Genomic DNA, 16,765 nt, shown 5'->3' on the forward strand with positions numbered 1-16,765 from the left:
GCGTCAGCCGTCAAGCCGACTCAGTGACAGGCGGGTTTGCTCGCGCAACCATTCGTTGCGCCGCGCGGCCAGGTCGTTATAGACCCGGTCGTAGAGCGGCACATATTGCTTGGCGTTTTCTGATCTTTCCTCGGGTTATGTGCTGAACGTTTTGTCATCTCCGCCCGTCATACCTTTCCCTGAGCTAGTGTAGGAATTGTCTACCGCTCGGCCCTGCGATTAGTCCCAGACCGCCTATCCATGTTTAACTTGAATGCTCGTTCAAGTTAAACCCGGTGGTTCGCTGCCCGCTCACAACAGGAGGCTTACCTTTGCTGAGTCCGTTATTTACAGCCACATCCCTCATCGTCGGGGTGCATCGTTCATGAGTGCATCGTCCACCCCCGCAAGCGGCCTGGTGCGCATGAATGCGCCGGTCTTCTACTTTGCCGCCAGCTTCATCCTGCTGTTCGGCATCACGGTCATCGCTATTCCGCAACAGGCCGGCGCCTGGCTGCTGGCGGCGCAAAACTGGGCGGCCAATACGGTCGGCTGGTACTACATGCTGGCGATGACCCTGTATCTGGTCTTCGTGGTGGTCACCGCGCTATCGGGCTACGGCAAGATAAAACTCGGTGCCGACCACGACGAGCCCGAATTCAGTTACCTGTCCTGGGCCGGCATGCTCTTCGCCGCCGGGATCAGCATCACGCTGTTCTTCTTCTGCGTGTCCGAGCCGCTGACGCACTTGGTGCAACCGCCTCAGGGCGCGCCGATGAACGCCGATGCCGCGCGCCAGGCCATGCAGGTGCTGTTTCTGCACTGGGGCCTGCACGGCTGGGGCGTGTTCGCCTTTGTCGGTATGGCCTTGGCGTATTTCGCCTACCGGCATAACCTGCCGCTGGCGTTGCGTTCGGCGCTGTACCCGCTGATCGGCAAGCGCATCAATGGCCCCATCGGTTACGCGGTGGATGGCTTCGGCATTATCGCCACGGTGTTCGGCCTCGGCGCCGACATGGGCTTTGGGGTGTTGCACCTCAACTCCGGTCTCGATTACCTGTTCGGCATTGCTCATACCCAATGGATTCAGGTCGGCCTGATCACGCTGATGATGGGCGCCGCGATCCTGGTCGCCGTCTCCGGCGTCGACAAGGGCGTGCGGGTGATGTCCGACATCAACATGCTGCTGGCCTGTGCGCTGCTGCTGTTCGTACTGTTCGCCGGGCCCACCCAGCATTTGCTCAACACCCTGATCCAGAACATCGGTGACTACTTGGGCGCCTTGCCGACCAAGAGTTTCGACGTGTATGCCTACGACAAACCCAGCGACTGGCTGGGCGGTTGGACGGTGTTCTACTGGGCCTGGTGGATTGCATGGTCGCCGTTCGTGGGCCTGTTCATCGCACGCATTTCCCGTGGCCGGACCATCCGCGAATTCGTGTTCGGCGTGCTGCTGATCCCGCTGGGCTTCACCCTGGCGTGGATGTCGATCTTCGGCAACAGCGCCATCGACCAGGTGCTCAACCACGGGCTGACCGCACTCGGTCAGTCGGCCATCAATGACCCGTCGATGAGCCTCTACCTGCTGCTGGAAACCTACCCGTGGAGCAAAACCGTCATCGCGGTCACGGTGTTTATCAGCTTCGTGTTCTTCGTCACGTCGGCCGACTCCGGCACCGTGGTGCTCTCAACCCTGTCGTCCAAGGGCGGCAACGCCGACGAAGATGGGCCGAAATGGCTGCGGGTGTTCTGGGGCGCGATGACCGGGCTGGTCACCAGTGCCTTGCTGTTTGCCGGCAGCATCGACTCGCTTAAATCTGCGGTGGTGCTGACCTCGTTGCCGTTCTCGATGATCCTGCTGCTGATGATGTGGGGGCTGCACAAGGCGTTCTACCTCGAATCGCAGAAGCAGATCGCTCAACTGCATTCGCTGGCGCCGGTGTCGGGTTCACGCAAGGGCACAGGCGGCTGGCGCCAGCGCTTGAGTCAGGCCGTGCATTTCCCGTCACGGGATGAGGTGTACCGGTTCCTTGAGACCACGGTGCGCCCGGCGATTGAAGAGGTGACGGCGGTGTTCGTCGAAAAAGGCCTCAGGGTTGTCACCCAGCCCGATCCGTCCAACGACAGCGTCAGCCTGGAAATCGGCCACGGCGAGGAACATCCGTTCGTTTATCAGGTGCAGATGCGTGGCTATTTCACGCCGTCATTTGCACGCGGTGGAATGGGTTCCAAGCAGCTCAACAACCGTCGCTACTACCGGGCGGAAGTGCACTTGAGCGAGGGCAGCCAGGACTACGATCTGGTCGGCTACACCAAGGAGCAGATCATCAACGACATTCTCGACCAGTACGAGCGGCACCTGCAGTTCCTGCATTTGGTGCGCTGAGGCGAAGGACCGCGCATTTACGTCATTGGACCGTACCACTCTGACAAGACTTTGCTGTAAAAAGAAAGGGCAGAGTTAAGCGATTCAGCTGGTTAAAAGGCCTGGGAATATCGTTATTCCCAGGCCTTATTTGCCTACGTCCAAGAGAGGATTCGATGACTTACATTGCTGCCGAAAACCGCTATGAATCTATTCCGTACCGCCGCGTAGGCCGCAGTGGATTGGTGCTGCCTGCACTGTCCCTGGGGCTGTGGCACAACTTTGGCGACAGCACTCCGATCGACACCCAGCGCGCCCTGCTGCGCACCGCGTTCGACCTGGGGATCAACCACTTCGACCTGGCCAACAACTACGGCCCGCCCTACGGCAGCGCCGAGATCAACTTCGGCCGTTTGCTGCGCGAAGACTTCAAGCACTACCGTGATGAACTGATCATTTCCAGCAAAGCCGGCTGGGACATGTGGCCTGGCCCCTACGGCCAAGGCGGCGGTTCGCGCAAATACGTGCTGGCCAGCCTCGACCAGAGCCTGCAACGCCTGGGCGTCGACTACGTGGATATCTTCTACTCCCACCGTTTTGACGCCGACACCCCATTGGAAGAAACCGCCAGCGCCCTCGCCACCGCCGTGCAACAAGGCAAGGCGTTGTACATCGGTATTTCCTCCTACTCCGGGGTAAAAACCCGCGAAATGGCGGCCTTGCTCAAAGAGTGGAAAGTGCCGCTGCTCATCCACCAGCCGGCCTACAACTTGCTCAACCGTTGGGTCGAAAAAGACCTGCTGGACACCACCGAGGCGCTCGGTGCCGGGGTGATTGCCTTCACACCACTGGCCCAGGGTTTGCTGACTGACAAGTACCTCAACGGTGTACCGGCGGATGCGCGGGTCAATCGCCCGGGCGGTGGTTCGTTGCAGGCCAAGCACCTGTCCGAAGAAAACATCGCTCATGTGCGGGCGCTTAATGAAATCGCCCAGCGTCGTGGTCAGAGCCTTGCGCAATTGGCGTTGGCTTGGACGTTGCGTGATCCACGGGTGACCAGCGCGTTGATCGGTGCGAGCCGGCCGGAGCAGATTATCGAGAACGTCGGGGCGTTGAAGAATTTGAGCTTCAGTGCAGAGGAATTGGCGGAGATTGATCGGTTTGCGCAGGAAGGCGGGATCAACTTGTGGGAAAAGCCATCCACCGCTGAATAACCGGACACACCTGGGTAAATTTGTGGGAGCGGGCTTGCTCGCGAAGGCGGAGTGTCAGTCGATGAATCTGTTGGCAGGTCCACCAAGCTCCCACATTTGAGCTTAGCCAGGCTCTAGAACGGTACGTCGCCCAAGATTGTGGCTCGATGCATCACCCGCCGCTGCGGCCGGTAGTCATCCACTGCGTAGTGCTGGGTCACACGGTTATCCCAGAACGCCACGTCGTGCTCCTGCCAGCGCCAACGGATGGTGAACTCCGGGCGGGTGGCATGGGCGAACAACAGCTTCAGAATCGCCTCGCTTTCCGCCGGTTCCAGCTCGTTGATCCTGGTGGTGAAGCCCTCACTCACAAACAACGATTTACGCCCACTCACCGGATGCGTGCGCACCACCGGGTGTGACAGCGGTGGGTTCTTCTTGCGTGCTTCTTCCCACCGCGCCAGGTCTTCGGCGGTGTTGCCAAAGCGCTCCAGCGGGAAGGATTTAGTGAAGTCGTGGGTGGCGGTGAGTCCATCGAGCAATCGTTTCAATGGCTCGGACAGTGCTTCATACGCCGCAATCCCACTGGCCCACAGCGTATCGCCGCCAAATGCCGGCAGCAGCTTGGCACTCAGCACCGCACCCAACGCCGGAGTGGGCAGGAAGGTCACGTCGGTGTGCCAAACGGCATTGTCGCGCACGTCGGTGACGGCGGTGTCCAGGATCAATACTTCGGGCTGTTCCGGCACGTTGGGGTAGATCGGGTGAATATGCAGATCACCGAAATTCGCCGCGAACCGTGCTTGCTGCTGTGGGGTGATCGGCTGGTCGCGAAAGAACAGCACCGAATGCGTGAGCAACGCCTGTTCGATGGCGTCACGCTGTTCGAGGGTCAGCGGCTGGGTGATATCGACGCCATTGATCTGGGCGCCCAAGGCGGTGCTTAGTGGGGTAACGGTCAGGCTGCTCATGCTGTTCTCACTCAATGTGCCTGGCCATGCCACGGCACCAGTTTTCGCTGCAGGGCACGCAGGCCCATTTCCATGGCGAAGGCGATCAGGGCGATCACCAGGATGCCCAGCACCACCACGTCAGTGACCAGGAACTGCGCCGCCGACTGCACCATGAAGCCCAGGCCGCTGGTGGCCGCGATCAGCTCGGCGGCGACCAAAGTGGACCAGCCCACACCCAGGCCGATGCGCACGCCGGTAAGGATGTCGGGCAGGGCACTCGGCAGGATTACGTGCCGAATCAGCTGGGCACGGGTAGCGCCCAGCGACTGCGCCGCCCGCAATTTGGCGGGGTCAACAGTGCGCACGCCGGTGGCGGTGGCGATGGCAATCGGTGCAAAGATCGCCAGATAAATCAGCAGCACTTTGGACAGCTCGCCAATGCCGCACCAGATCACGATCAGCGGCAGATAAGCCAGGGGCGGGATCGGCCGGTAGAACTCGATCAGCGGGTCCAGAATGCCCCGCGCAATTCGGTTGGAGCCGATGGCAATCCCTACCGGCACGGCGGTCAGTATGGCAAAGCCCAGGCCCAGGCCGATGCGGCTGAGGCTCGCACCCAGGTGCTGCCACAACGTGGAGTCCATGTAGCCCGTGGTTGCCAACAGCCAGCCTTTTTGCAGCACGGCGGAGGGTGGTGGCAGGAACAGTGGTTCGATCAAGCCGGTGGCGGTCACGGCCCACCAGATGGCCAGCAACGCGACCAGGGTCAGCAGGCTGATCCAGCGCGTGCTCAAGCTGCGACGTGCCGGAATAACCGCGTGCGCCACCGGTTGTGCGGCGGTGGCGGGGAGTTCGTAGCTGCTCATGCGGACACCTGCCGTTGGGAGAACACTTTGCCCAGCACGTGCTCGCGGGTTTCGATAAAGCGCGGGTCAGACTTGATTGCCCGTGCCGATTCACCCGCTGCATAGCGTTGGCCGAAATCCAAATGCAGACGCTCGACGATCTGGCCCGGGTTGGGCGCCAGCAGAATCAGGTCGGTGGCAAGAAACACGGCTTCTTCGATGTCGTGGGTAATCAGGAACACCGGCTTGGCTGTACGCCGCCAGACTTGCAGCAAAAGCTCCTGCATCTGTTCGCGGGTAAACGCATCGAGGGCGCCGAAGGGTTCGTCCATCAGCAACACGCGAGGGTCGGCAGCCAGGGCGCGAGCCAGGCCAACGCGTTGCTTCTGGCCGCCGGAAAGCTGCCAGATGCGACGGCTGTCGAAACCCGCCAAGTCCACCAACGCGAGCATTTCCCGGGCGCGCACTTCACGTTGCGCCTTAGGTACACCGGCCAGTTCAAGGCCGAAGCCCACATTAGCCAGCACGTCCTGCCAGGGCAGCAGGGCGTCGTCCTGGAACACCACGCCACGCTCGGCGCTGGGGCCTTTGACCGGCACGCCGTCCAGGGTGATGCGCCCGGCAGACGGTTCGACAAAGCCGGCGATCAGGTTCAACAGCGAAGTCTTGCCACTGCCGGACGGGCCGAGCGCCACCAGCAATTGCTGGGGCCCAAGGTCGAGTGAAATGTCGGACAGTACCGGTTCTGTGGCGCCTGGGTACTGTGCGCTGATGCGCTCCAGCTGAAGCAAGGCCATCGCAATGAACTCCTGATCAGTGGGTAATGAATTTGGCGCTGACGAAAGGTGCGTAGTCCGGCAGCACCGCTTCGACCTTGCCTTGTTCCTTGAGGAACGCAGCGGTGTCGGTCACAGCCTTGGTGGTCGGTGCACCCAACAGGGTCACCTGATCAGCGGCCAGCGGGTAGACGTTGCCTTGCAGCAGCAATGGGATGTCGCTGGCCTTGGCGCCGGAGAGCTTCACCAGTTTGTCGACGTTGGTTTTGTCGGCGAGCCAGGCTTGTGGGTCTTTGCGGTAGGCGGCGTAGGCATCCAGGGTGACTTTGGCGAACGCCGTGACGATTTCCGGGTGCTTCTCGGCGAAGTCCTTACGCACGATCCATGCGTCGAAGGTCGGCGCGCCGAACTTGGCCAGCTCGCCGGAGGTGATCAGCACCTTGCCGTTTTCCTTGGCCACGCCCAGGGCGGGGTCCCACACGTAAGTAGCGTCGATGTCACCGCGCTTCCAGGCGGCGATGATCGCCGGTGGGGCGAGGTTGAGGATGGTCACTTTGGACGGGTCGATGTTCCAGTGTTTCAACGCGGCGAGCAGGCTGTAGTGCCCCGTGGACACGAAGGGCACGGCGATCTTTTTACCGATCAGGTCCTGCGGGCTGTTGATCCCGGAACCGTTGCGCGCCACCAGGGCTTCGGCGCCGCCGATCTGGGTCGCGACAAGGAAGGTTTCCACCGGTACTTTGCGGGTGATCGCAGCGGTCAGCGGGCTTGAGCCGAGGTAGCCAATCTGTACGTCGCCGGAAGCGATGGCCGCGATGATGTCGGCGCCATTGTCGAATTTGCGCCAGTCGATCTTGGCGTTGGTGGCTTTTTCGTACGCGCCGTCGGCCTGGGCGACTTTGGCCGGGTCCACGGTGGTCTGGTAAGCGATGGTCACATCCGCCGCCTGGGCAAACAGGCTGGCACCGGCCAGGGACAATGCGGCCAGGAAGCGCAGAGGGGTTAACAGTTTCAAGGGGAAGCTCCTCAATCAGGCGGCCGAGGGTCGGCGTGTGAGGAGACTAAATGATCTAAGAATCCGAAAATAAATAACGTTTTCGAATTAGCTTATGAGCAGAAAAGTGCGACTCGGTCTTCAGGCTGAGGCGCAAATGTGGGAGCTGGCTTGCCTGCGATGCAGACAACTCGGTATTCCAGATAGACCGAGTTGATGCTATCGCAGGAAAGCCAGCTCCCACAGGGGACCGCGTAAGGATTTAGTTGCTGATGGCCAGAATGCTCGCCTGGTACGACCCGACAAACACATCAAAGTCGCCCACTTCGTTCTGCTCCAGCTCTGCCTGTTGCGCCAGCGATGTACGTGCCAGCTGTTCAAAGCGCGCCTGCTCGTCCGCCGGCAACGGCTCCTTGCGAAAGTGCTCAGCGTGCACCTGGCTCTGGTGCAGGGAGAACTGCGCAAAACTCTCTTTACGCTCGGCCATCGCCGCCAGCACCTGGGCCGACGGCGTCAGGGACGGGTCCTTGACCTTGGCCAACTGAGCGTCCAGCGCCTGGCTGTGCTCGGTGATGCCGTGGCTCTCATCCAACAACGCGGCCAACGGTGCAATCTGCTCCAGCAGCTCGGCAGCCCATTCCTTCATGTCCACCGGTTGCCCCTGACGTTGCAATTGCAGGCCCGGACGGCGACCTTCCTTGACCACGCTGAGGAAGTTGGAGGTTGCGTTGCCACATTCGTTGTTGGCGAACAGCGGGCTGTCGTTCAGCGCGCAATACAGCAGGAAAGCGTCGAGGAAACGCGATTCCGGCAGATCGATGCCCATCGGCAGGAATGGGTTGATGTCCAGGCAGCGCACTTCGATGTACTGGATGCCACGCGCCATCAGCGCCTGGATCGGCCGCTCGCCGGTGTAGGTCACACGCTTGGGGCGGATGTTGGAGTAGTACTCGTTTTCGATTTGCAGGATGTTGGTGTTGAGCTGTACCCATTCACCGTCCTTGTGCGTGCCGACTTCTACGTACGGCGCGTAGGGCGTTGCCACCGCTTCACGCAGGCTGTCGGTGTAGCTGGCCAGGTCGTTGTAGCACGGCGTGAGGCCGGCCTGGGCGTTGCTCTGGTAACCCAGGTCGCTCATGCGCAGGCTGGTGGCGTAGGGCAGGTACAGGGTGTCAGCGTCGAGCACTTCCAACTGGTGCGAGCGACCGCGCAGGAAGCCCGCGTCCAGCGCTGGCGAGGCCCCGAACAGGTACATCAGCAGCCAGCTGTAGCGACGGAAATTGCGGATCAGCGCGATATAGGCGTTGGACTGATAGTCGCGGTCAGTACCGACAAATCCTTCAGTTTCCTTGAGCAACGGCCACAGCTGTTCCGGCAGGGAAAAGTTGTAGTGGATGCCCGCGATGCATTGCATGGTCTTGCCGTAACGCAGGGCCAGGCCCTTGCGGTACACGTACTTGAGCTGTCCAATATTGGACGTGCCGTAGTAGGCAATCGGAATGTCTTCCTCGGCCGGCAACGGGCACGGCATCGAGGGGCTCCACAGGTATTCGCTGCCGAGCTTGGTGTAGGCAAAGCGGTGGATCTTGTCCAGGCTGCTCAGGGTATCGGCCGGGTTGGGCAGGGCGGGAGTGATGAACTCCAGCAGCGATTCCGAGTAGTCAGTGGTGATCAATTCGTTGGTCAACGCGGCGCCCAGGGCTTCGGGGTGCGGCGTTTGTGCCAGGCGGCCCTCACCCGTAACGCGCAGGCATTCGCGCTCGATGCCGTGCAAGCACTGCTCTAGCAGGGAGAGGTGTTCGCGCTTGCCGAGCAAAGCCAGGCGGCGGTTGAGAAGTTCGCTCAAGTTGGATTCCTTCACGCGTCAGTCGCCCCAATATGGGGGTGGGCAGGACGGTCTACAAGGGTGAAGTTAAAACTGGCGTGATCGCCTGGTTTAGAGTCGATTTGACCCGCTGTGAAAAAGCCTACTTCACTCCATGAATTTGGCTACAGCGCGGCAAGAAAATTCCGACGCTGTGATTGCAGCGCCGAAATTAACTCAAATCGGGGGTAGGGAGCTATAGGACAGCGAAGGTGCCCTGCGCTTTTGCGACAAGTCTTTCGTCTTGGTACACATCCGCCTCGACCACCAGCGTGCGGCGCCCGGCATGAATCACCCGGCTGGAGCACAGCACGTCACCGCCTTCCACCGCTCGGATATAGTTGATTTTGCACTCGATGGTCGCGCTCTGCTGGTCGAAACCATGTGAGCTGGAACAGGCCAGCCCCATCGTAATGTCCACCAGGCTGAAAATCGCCCCGCCATGGAGCTTGCCCGCGCGGTTGCGCAGGTGCGGCTCGAGGGTCAGGGCCACCTCGGCAACGCCTTCCTCCAGGCGTTGCAGACGGCAGCCGATCAGTTCGCTGAACGCGCTCTGGGTCAAGCCGGCCGGAATTTCCATCAACGCTTCTTCAGCTGTTTAGCGTTGGCGAACAGCGAGGCCATGGCGTTGTTGCTCGGCGCTGCGGTGGCGGTTTCCTTGCGTGGCGCGCTGTTTTGCGACTGGCGCGGTGCGGAGCCTGGGCGTGCGCCACGGGCACCGTCGATTTTCTCGCCGGGGGTGTCGCTCATGCGCATCGACAGGCCGACGCGTTTGCGCGGGATGTCGATTTCCATGACCTTGACCTTGACCACGTCACCGGCTTTCACCGCTTCGCGCGGGTCCTTGATGAATTTCTCCGAAAGCGCGGAGATATGTACCAAACCGTCCTGATGCACGCCGATATCCACAAAGGCGCCGAAGTTGGTCACGTTGGTGACGACGCCTTCGAGGATCATGCCCAGTTGCAGGTCCTTGAGGTCTTCGACACCGTCCTGGAACTCGGCGGTCTTGAACTCGGGGCGGGGGTCGCGGCCCGGCTTTTCCAGCTCTTGCAGGATGTCGGTGATGGTCGGTACACCGAAGGTTTCATCGGTGTACTTCTTTGGATCCAGACGCTTGAGGAATGCAGCGTCACCGATCAGCGAACGGATGTCGCGGTCGGTTTCGGCGGCGATGCGTTGCACCAGCGGGTAGGCTTCCGGGTGAACCGCGGAAGAATCCAACGGGTTATCGCCGTTCATCACGCGTAGGAAACCGGCGGCCTGTTCGAAGGTTTTTTCACCCAGGCGTGCGACTTTTTTCAGCGCTGCACGGGTTTTGAACGCGCCGTTTTCGTCACGGTGAGTCACGATGTTTTGCGCCAGCGTGGCGTTGAGGCCGGAAATACGTGCCAGCAACGCGACGGAAGCGGTGTTCACGTCTACGCCCACGGCGTTTACGCAGTCTTCCACCACTGCATCCAGGCCGCGCGCCAGTTTCAGCTGCGACACGTCATGCTGGTACTGGCCCACGCCGATGGATTTAGGGTCGATTTTCACCAGTTCGGCCAGTGGATCCTGCAGGCGACGAGCAATCGACACCGCGCCACGGATCGACACGTCGAGGTCCGGGAATTCCTTGGATGCCAACTCCGACGCCGAATACACCGAAGCACCAGCCTCGGAGACCATGACTTTGGTCATCTTCATGGCTGGGTATTTCTTGATCAGTTCGGCGGCCAGCTTGTCGGTCTCACGGCTGGCGGTGCCGTTGCCGATAGCGATCAGGTCGACCGAGTGTTTGGCGCACAAGGCGGCCAAGATCGCGAGGGTCTGGTCCCATTTGTTGTGCGGCACATGCGGGTAGACAGTCGCGTGGTCCAGCAGCTTGCCGGTGGAATCGACCACGGCCACTTTGCAACCAGTGCGCAGGCCTGGGTCGAGGCCCAGAGTGGCACGTGGCCCGGCCGGGGCAGCCAGCAGCAGGTCGTGCAGGTTGTGGGCGAACACGTTGATCGCCTCGGTTTCGGCGCCGTCGCGAAGTTCGCCCAGCAGGTCGGTTTCCAAGTGGGTGTAGAGCTTGACCTTCCAGGTCCAGCGCACCACTTCACCGAGCCACTTGTCCGCAGGACGGTTCTGATTCTGGATGCCGAATTGTTGACCGATCATGCCTTCGCACGGGTGCATGGTGCCCGGCAACTCGTCGCCGACCTTCAGCGCGGAGCTGAGAATGCCTTCGTTGCGGCCACGGAAAATAGCGAGTGCGCGGTGGGACGGCATGCTCTTGAGCGGTTCGTCGTGTTCGAAATAATCGCGGAACTTGGCGCCTTCTTCCTCCTTGCCGGCGATGACGCGGGCACTGAGGATGGCTTCCTGCTTAAGGTAGGTACGCAGTTTTTCCAGCAGGCTGGCGTCTTCGGCGAAGCGCTCCATGAGGATGTACTTGGCGCCTTCGAGGGCGGCCTTGACATCGGCGACGCCTTTTTCGGCGTCGATGAAGCGTGCGGCTTCGGTTTCCGGGGTCAGCGACGGGTCGTTGAACAACCCGTCGGCCAGCTCGCCCAGGCCAGCTTCCAAGGCGATCTGGCCCTTGGTGCGGCGTTTTTGCTTGTAGGGCAGGTACAGGTCTTCGAGACGGGTCTTGGTGTCGGCGAGCTTGATGTCGCGCTCGAGTTGTGGGGTCAACTTGCCTTGTTCCTCGATGCTGGCGAGGATGCTGATGCGCCGTTCGTCGAGTTCTCGCAGGTAGCGCAGGCGCTCTTCCAGGTGACGCAGTTGGATGTCGTCGAGGCTGCCGGTCACTTCTTTACGGTAACGGGCGATGAAGGGCACCGTGGAGCCTTCATCCAGTAGAGCGACGGCCGCTTCGACCTGTTGTGGGCGTACACCGAGTTCCTCGGCGATGCGGCTGTTGATGCTGTCCATAAAACCACCTGAAATTCTTAAAAGCAGCTCGCAAGCCCGGAAAACAAGGCGTTGGGAGGCTGGTTGAGCGGCCCGACTGGCGCCGCTGCCTGGGTCAAGAGGCAGCCTATTGACCCTCGAAATCGAAAAAATCACGACAAGCGGTGAAAAAAGCCTCGGCATCAAACGGTAACGATCTGACGTTGCCCTGCACGACGGCGCCGCATTATAACCAGCGTTCTGCCCTTGGGGGGGATTGCGCCAACGGTTGTAGGGCGCGGGTTCGCTGGCAGTAGAGGAAAAATCTGCTAACAATGCACACGGTGCGTATAACGGCAGCTAGGCCATAATGCGCGCCGAGATAAGAGGAGCATCTAATGAGCAGCACTGCACAAACTGCTGAAGGCGAAAAAATTCTCATCGTTGACGACGATCCGGGGCTGAGCAGCCTGCTGGAGCGTTTCTTCAACTCCAAGGGCTACCGCGCCCGCGCGGTGCCGAACACTGAGCAGATGGACCGCCTGTTGGGGCGTGAAGTGTTCAACCTGGTCGTACTCGACCTGATGCTGCCCGGCGAAGATGGCCTCACCGCCTGCAAACGCCTGCGCGGCGCGAACAACCAGATTCCAATCATCATGCTCACCGCCAAGGGCGATGAGCTTAGCCGCATCAAGGGCCTGGAGCTGGGCGCTGATGACTATTTGGCCAAGCCGTTCAACCCCGATGAGCTGATGGCGCGGGTAAAGGCCGTGTTGCGTCGCCAGGCGGCCCCGGTACCGGGCGCACCCGGCAGCGAAGACGAAAGCGTCACCTTTGGCGACTACGAACTGTCGCTGGCGACCCGTGAGCTCAAGCGTGGCGATGAAGTGCACATGCTGACCACTGGCGAATTCGCCGTGCTCAAGGCCCTGGTGATGAACGCTCGCCAGCCGCTGACCCGCGACAAACTGATGAACCTGGCCCGTGGCCGGGAATGGGACGCCCTGGAGCGCTCCATTGACGTGCAGATTTCCCGTCTGCGCCGGATGATCGAGCCGGACCCATCCAAGCCTCGGTATATCCAGACCGTGTGGGGTGTGGGTTATGTGTTTGTGCCGGATGGCAATAAAACCAGTTGACCGATGATTTGCAGGGCGGGCCTCCCGGCGTTTGATTCCATGAGAATCGACGGGAGGCCCGGCGTCTGCAATTCTGCGAGCGCTGCTCGTTTCTGCAAGGTATCTAGCTGTCTTCTATGAAAACCCCGCTGTGGTTCCCCCAAAGCTTCTTCTCTCGCACCCTTTGGCTGGTGCTGATCGTCGTTCTGTTTTCCAAAGCACTCACGCTGGTTTATCTGTTGATGAACGAGGACGTGCTGGTGGATCGACAATACAGCCACGGTGTTGCCTTGACGCTGCGCGCCTATTGGGCGGCTGACCCCGAGAACCGCGAGAAAATCGCCAAGGCCGCCACGCTGGTCCGTGTGGCGGGCGCGGGGGTGCCCGAGGGTGAGCAACATTGGCCCTACAGTGAAATCTACCAGCGCCAGATGCAGTCTGAACTCGGTGAAGACACTGAGGTGCGGCTGCGTATGCATGTATCGCCAGCGTTGTGGGTGCGCGCGCCAAGCCTGGGTGAGGATTGGCTGAAAGTGCCGCTGTACCCGCATCCGCTGCGTGGGCAGAAGATCTGGAACGTGCTGGGCTGGTTCCTGGCGATCGGGCTGCTTTCAACGGCGTCGGCGTGGATCTTTGTCCGGCAGCTCAACCAACCACTCAAACGCCTGGTGTTTGCCGCCCGCCAATTGGGCCAAGGGCGCAGCGTGCGCTTGCCGGTCAGCGATACGCCCAGCGAGATGACCGAGGTGTACGGCGCGTTCAACCAGATGGCGGAAGACGTCGAGCAGGCCGGGCGCGAACGCGAGTTGATGCTGGCGGGAGTTTCCCACGACTTGCGCACACCCTTGACGCGGCTGCGCTTGTCTCTGGAGTTGATGGGCAACCATAGCGATCTCACCGATGACATGGTCCGCGACATTGAGGACATGGACGCTATTCTCGACCAGTTCCTCGCGTTCATCCGTGATGGCCGGGATGAGGTGGTGGAAGAGGTCGACCTGACTGACTTGGTGCGTGAGGTGGTCGCGCCCTACAACCAGAACGGTGAGCAGGTGCGCATGCGCCTTGAGCCGATCCAGCCTTTTGCGTTGCGGCGGGTCTCGATGAAGCGCCTGTTGAACAACCTGATCGGCAACGCTTTGCATCACGCCGGTTCCGATGTTGAAGTGGCGGCGTATGTATCCGGCGACAGTGCTGCGCCCTATGTGGTGCTGAGCGTCATGGACCGGGGCGCGGGCATCGACCCGGACGAGCTGGAGGGGATCTTCAACCCTTTCACCCGCGGCGACCGTGCCCGAGGTGGTAAGGGTACTGGTCTGGGGTTGGCAATTGTGCGGCGGATTGCCTCGATGCATGGCGGCAATGTTGAGTTGCGTAACCGCGAGGAGGGAGGGTTAGAGGCGCGAGTGCGTTTGCCGCTCGGGCTGATGTTGCCGAGAGACGCGGTCTAACAAACAGCAGCGATCCAAATGTGGGAGCTGGCTTGCCTGCGATGAGGGCGGCGCATTCAACGTCATTGTTGACTGAGCCTCCGCTATCGCGGGCAAGCCAGCTCCCACAGTCGTTGTGAGAGTCTGGAGGTGGAGGGTTGGGGTTTGTCAGCCCTTGCCCTTGGTCCGAGTCATATTCGCCCCGCCACTCTTTTCCAAATGCTGAATGATGATCCCCGCCACATCCTTGCCTGTGGTGGTCTCGATCCCTTCCAGCCCCGGCGATGAATTCACCTCCATCACCAGTGGCCCATGGTTGGAGCGCAAGATGTCCACACCCGCCACGCTCAAACCCATCACCTTCGCCGCCCGCAGCGCGGTCATGCGTTCCTCGGGGGTGATCTTGATCAGGCTGGCACTACCACCGCGGTGCAAGTTGGAGCGGAACTCCCCCGGCTTGGCCTGACGCTTCATCGCCGCAATCACCTTGTCACCCACCACGAAGCAGCGGATATCGGCGCCGCCGGCTTCCTTGATGTATTCCTGCACCATGATGTTCTGCTTGAGACCCATGAATGCCTCGATCACGGATTCCGCCGCCGTCGCGGTTTCACACAGCACCACACCTATGCCCTGGGTGCCTTCCAGTACCTTGATCACCAGCGGCGCGCCATTGACCATCTCGATCAGGTCGGGAATATCGTCGGGGGAGTGGGCAAAACCGGTCACTGGCAGGCCGATGCCCCGGCGTGAAAGCAGCTGCAGCGAGCGCAACTTGTCCCGAGAGCGGGCAATGGCGACTGATTCGTTGAGGGGCGATACGCCCATCATTTCAAACTGGCGCAATACCGCGCAGCCATAAAACGTCACCGAAGCTCCGATGCGAGGGATCACTGCATCAAATCCCTCCAGCGGTTTACCCCGGTAATGGATCTGCGGTTTATGGCTGGCAATGTTCATGTAGGCACGCAACGTGTCGATCACCACCATTTCGTGGCCACGTTCAGTGCCGGCCTCAACCAGGCGACGGGTGGAATACAGACGCGGGTTTCGCGACAGCACAGCAATCTTCATGCAGCACCTGGGGCAGAAATAGTAGAGACCGGGAACACCGGCTTGTCTTGAACGTACTTGACGCCTGGACTGACCACCAATTGGCCGTCAATCAGCGCCTTGGAACCCAGTAACAGGCGATAACGCATGGCCTTGCGGCACGCGAGGGTGAATTCCACCCGCCATACCCGATCACCCAGCGCCAGGGTGGTGCTGATCACGTAGCGCACCTGCGCGTGGCCGTTGGAGCTTTTGATGGTTTTCATCGTCACCAGCGGCGCCTCGCAGCGGCGGTGGCGCAGTTGCACAATGCTGCCCAGGTGCGCGGTAAAGCGCACCCATTTCTCGCCGTCGCGCTCAAAAGGCTCGATATCGGTAGCGTGCAGGCTGGAGGTACTGGCACCGGTGTCGATCTTCGCGCGCAGGCCTGCCACTCCCAGGTCGGGAAGTGCCACCCACTCACGCAGACCCACAACGGTCAAATGGTCAAATGTCTTCAATATGGGTAACCGATCGATTCGCCCAGGCCTGGGGTGAAACCTCAGCCAGGGCTTTGAATGCAGGCTTGGCGAACCAATAACCTTGCATCAGAAATATTCCGCAGTCGGAAAGGAAGTCACGCTCACCAGCACTTTCGATGCCTTCGGCGATGACAGTAACCCCTAACTGCTCACAGATTGTGACAATCCCCCGGACGATGATCTGTCGGACACGATCCTGATCGACATCGCGAATCAGTGCCATGTCGAGTTTGATCAAGTCAGGTTGAAAATCGGCCAGCAAACCCAGCCCTGAATAACCCGCACCGAAATCGTCGATGGCGGTCTTGAAGCCGAATTCGCGGTATTCACGCAGAATATTCGTCAAATGGCGATTGTTATCTACGTGCTCGCTTTCGAGTGTCTCGAAAATCAGTTGGTTCAGCGGGAAATTGTTCGCGCGAGCCGCCTCCAGGGTGCTGCGGATGCACAGCTCCGGACGGTACACGGCGTTGGGCATGAAATTGATGGAAAGATGGGTTTGCATACCCAGGGCCGCCGCCCCGGCGATCGCTTGGGTTCGGCAGCGTTGGTCGAAACGGTAGCGGTTGCTTTCGTCGACCTGGTCCAGCACAAACTGCGCCCCTTCGCCTTGCGTACCGCGCACCAGGGCTTCGTGGGCGAAGATCGAATGGTCCCGAAGGTCTACGATAGGCTGGTAGGCAAACGCAAAATCGAAGCCCAAGGGCTCGCTTTGCTGGCAGCCCACGCAGCGCTGGTCAGGCGAGGTGAGTGAAGTGGGAAAGTCGGTCACAGCGTATCCTCGCGAAAACAGGGTGCTACCTGGCGTATCT

General features: G+C 60.6%; 14 protein-coding genes. 4 read left to right on the forward strand and 10 right to left on the reverse strand.

Translation table 11 applies throughout. The features are described from left to right. Positions 1 to 403: 403 nt before the first annotated feature. A complete protein-coding gene (betT, locus tag AB4O35_RS07260) occupies positions 404 to 2,365 on the forward strand; it encodes a choline transporter BetT (RefSeq protein ID WP_175403005.1) in 1,962 nt (653 codons plus the stop codon). A gap of 155 nt (positions 2,366 to 2,520) precedes the next feature. Continuing rightward, positions 2,521 to 3,558: an L-glyceraldehyde 3-phosphate reductase gene (gene mgrA, locus AB4O35_RS07265; protein WP_065875862.1), complete on the forward strand. Its 1,038-nt coding sequence runs from the start codon at positions 2,521 to 2,523 to the stop codon at positions 3,556 to 3,558. A 113-nt stretch (positions 3,559 to 3,671) separates the two neighbouring features. Here the strand turns inward: mgrA and tauD are convergent, their stop codons facing one another. The 7 genes from tauD to AB4O35_RS07300 all read right to left on the reverse strand — a co-directional run bounded on the left by tauD (position 3,672) and on the right by AB4O35_RS07300 (position 11,873). After that, a complete protein-coding gene (gene tauD, locus AB4O35_RS07270; protein WP_065879757.1) occupies positions 3,672 to 4,508 on the reverse strand; it encodes a taurine dioxygenase in 837 nt (278 codons plus the stop codon). An 11-nt stretch (positions 4,509 to 4,519) separates the two neighbouring features. Further along, on the reverse strand, positions 4,520 to 5,356 hold the full coding sequence (gene tauC / locus AB4O35_RS07275; RefSeq protein ID WP_065875857.1) for a taurine ABC transporter permease TauC: 837 nt from the start codon (positions 5,354 to 5,356) through the stop codon (positions 4,520 to 4,522). Beyond that, positions 5,353 to 6,132, reverse strand: a complete 780-nt coding sequence (tauB, locus tag AB4O35_RS07280) for a taurine ABC transporter ATP-binding subunit (protein ID WP_064450187.1) — start codon at positions 6,130 to 6,132, stop codon at positions 5,353 to 5,355. The genes tauC and tauB overlap by 4 nt, the downstream gene beginning before the upstream one ends. Positions 6,133 to 6,148: 16 nt before the next feature. Next, positions 6,149 to 7,126, reverse strand: a complete 978-nt coding sequence (tauA, locus tag AB4O35_RS07285; RefSeq protein ID WP_065879758.1) for a taurine ABC transporter substrate-binding protein — start codon at positions 7,124 to 7,126, stop codon at positions 6,149 to 6,151. 241 nt (positions 7,127 to 7,367) lie between these two features. Then, positions 7,368 to 8,951: a glutamate--cysteine ligase gene (gene gshA, locus AB4O35_RS07290; protein ID WP_065879762.1), complete on the reverse strand. Its 1,584-nt coding sequence runs from the start codon at positions 8,949 to 8,951 to the stop codon at positions 7,368 to 7,370. 214 nt (positions 8,952 to 9,165) lie between these two features. Beyond that, on the reverse strand, positions 9,166 to 9,549 hold the full coding sequence (locus AB4O35_RS07295; RefSeq protein WP_065945608.1) for a PaaI family thioesterase: 384 nt from the start codon (positions 9,547 to 9,549) through the stop codon (positions 9,166 to 9,168). Beyond that, the gene (locus AB4O35_RS07300) at positions 9,549 to 11,873 is read right to left on the reverse strand and encodes a Tex family protein (RefSeq protein WP_065875847.1); all 2,325 of its coding nucleotides are present in this window, start codon (positions 11,871 to 11,873) and stop codon (positions 9,549 to 9,551) included. The genes AB4O35_RS07295 and AB4O35_RS07300 overlap by 1 nt, the downstream gene beginning before the upstream one ends. A gap of 356 nt (positions 11,874 to 12,229) precedes the next feature. On the opposite strand from AB4O35_RS07300, the gene ompR reads away from it, so the two are divergent. Beyond that, on the forward strand, positions 12,230 to 12,970 hold the full coding sequence (gene ompR, locus AB4O35_RS07305) for an osmolarity response regulator transcription factor OmpR (RefSeq protein ID WP_010214095.1): 741 nt from the start codon (positions 12,230 to 12,232) through the stop codon (positions 12,968 to 12,970). Between the two features lie 116 nt (positions 12,971 to 13,086). Beyond that, complete coding sequence (locus AB4O35_RS07310; RefSeq protein ID WP_065875846.1) at positions 13,087 to 14,400, forward strand: ATP-binding protein; 1,314 nt, start codon at positions 13,087 to 13,089, stop codon at positions 14,398 to 14,400. A gap of 147 nt (positions 14,401 to 14,547) precedes the next feature. On the opposite strand, the gene rimK is transcribed toward AB4O35_RS07310, so the two are convergent. From rimK to rimA, 3 genes are read right to left on the reverse strand one after another with little or no spacing between them, the layout of a single operon-like run. Beyond that, on the reverse strand, positions 14,548 to 15,453 hold the full coding sequence (rimK, locus tag AB4O35_RS07315) for a 30S ribosomal protein S6--L-glutamate ligase (RefSeq protein WP_049710586.1): 906 nt from the start codon (positions 15,451 to 15,453) through the stop codon (positions 14,548 to 14,550). Next, the gene (gene rimB / locus AB4O35_RS07320; RefSeq protein WP_065875844.1) at positions 15,450 to 15,932 is read right to left on the reverse strand and encodes a retropepsin-like aspartic endopeptidase RimB; all 483 of its coding nucleotides are present in this window, start codon (positions 15,930 to 15,932) and stop codon (positions 15,450 to 15,452) included. Before rimB ends, rimK begins: the two co-directional genes overlap by 4 nt. Beyond that, positions 15,919 to 16,725 (reverse strand): S6 modification regulatory phosphodiesterase RimA, encoded by an 807-nt coding sequence (gene rimA / locus AB4O35_RS07325; RefSeq protein WP_065875841.1) that lies wholly within the window; start codon positions 16,723 to 16,725, stop codon positions 15,919 to 15,921. Before rimA ends, rimB begins: the two co-directional genes overlap by 14 nt. Positions 16,726 to 16,765 lie beyond the last annotated feature (40 nt).

This window comes from Pseudomonas sp. H1_A03, assembly GCF_054685145.1.

Excerpts from the sequence above, each read along its gene's own strand:
- mgrA (WP_065875862.1), top strand. The coding sequence starts at position 2,521 with ATGACTTACATTGCTGCCGAAAACCGCTATGAATCTATTCCGTACCGC.
- tauB (WP_064450187.1), bottom strand. The coding sequence starts at position 6,132 with ATGGCCTTGCTTCAGCTGGAGCGCATCAGCGCACAGTACCCAGGCGCC.
- tauC (WP_065875857.1), bottom strand. The coding sequence starts at position 5,356 with ATGAGCAGCTACGAACTCCCCGCCACCGCCGCACAACCGGTGGCGCAC.
- AB4O35_RS07295 (WP_065945608.1), bottom strand. The coding sequence starts at position 9,549 with ATGGAAATTCCGGCCGGCTTGACCCAGAGCGCGTTCAGCGAACTGATC.
- AB4O35_RS07310 (WP_065875846.1), top strand. The coding sequence starts at position 13,087 with ATGAAAACCCCGCTGTGGTTCCCCCAAAGCTTCTTCTCTCGCACCCTT.
- tauD (WP_065879757.1), bottom strand. The coding sequence starts at position 4,508 with ATGAGCAGCCTGACCGTTACCCCACTAAGCACCGCCTTGGGCGCCCAG.
- betT (WP_175403005.1), top strand. The coding sequence starts at position 404 with ATGAATGCGCCGGTCTTCTACTTTGCCGCCAGCTTCATCCTGCTGTTC.
- ompR (WP_010214095.1), top strand. The coding sequence starts at position 12,230 with ATGAGCAGCACTGCACAAACTGCTGAAGGCGAAAAAATTCTCATCGTT.
- AB4O35_RS07300 (WP_065875847.1), bottom strand. The coding sequence starts at position 11,873 with ATGGACAGCATCAACAGCCGCATCGCCGAGGAACTCGGTGTACGCCCA.
- rimK (WP_049710586.1), bottom strand. The coding sequence starts at position 15,453 with ATGAAGATTGCTGTGCTGTCGCGAAACCCGCGTCTGTATTCCACCCGT.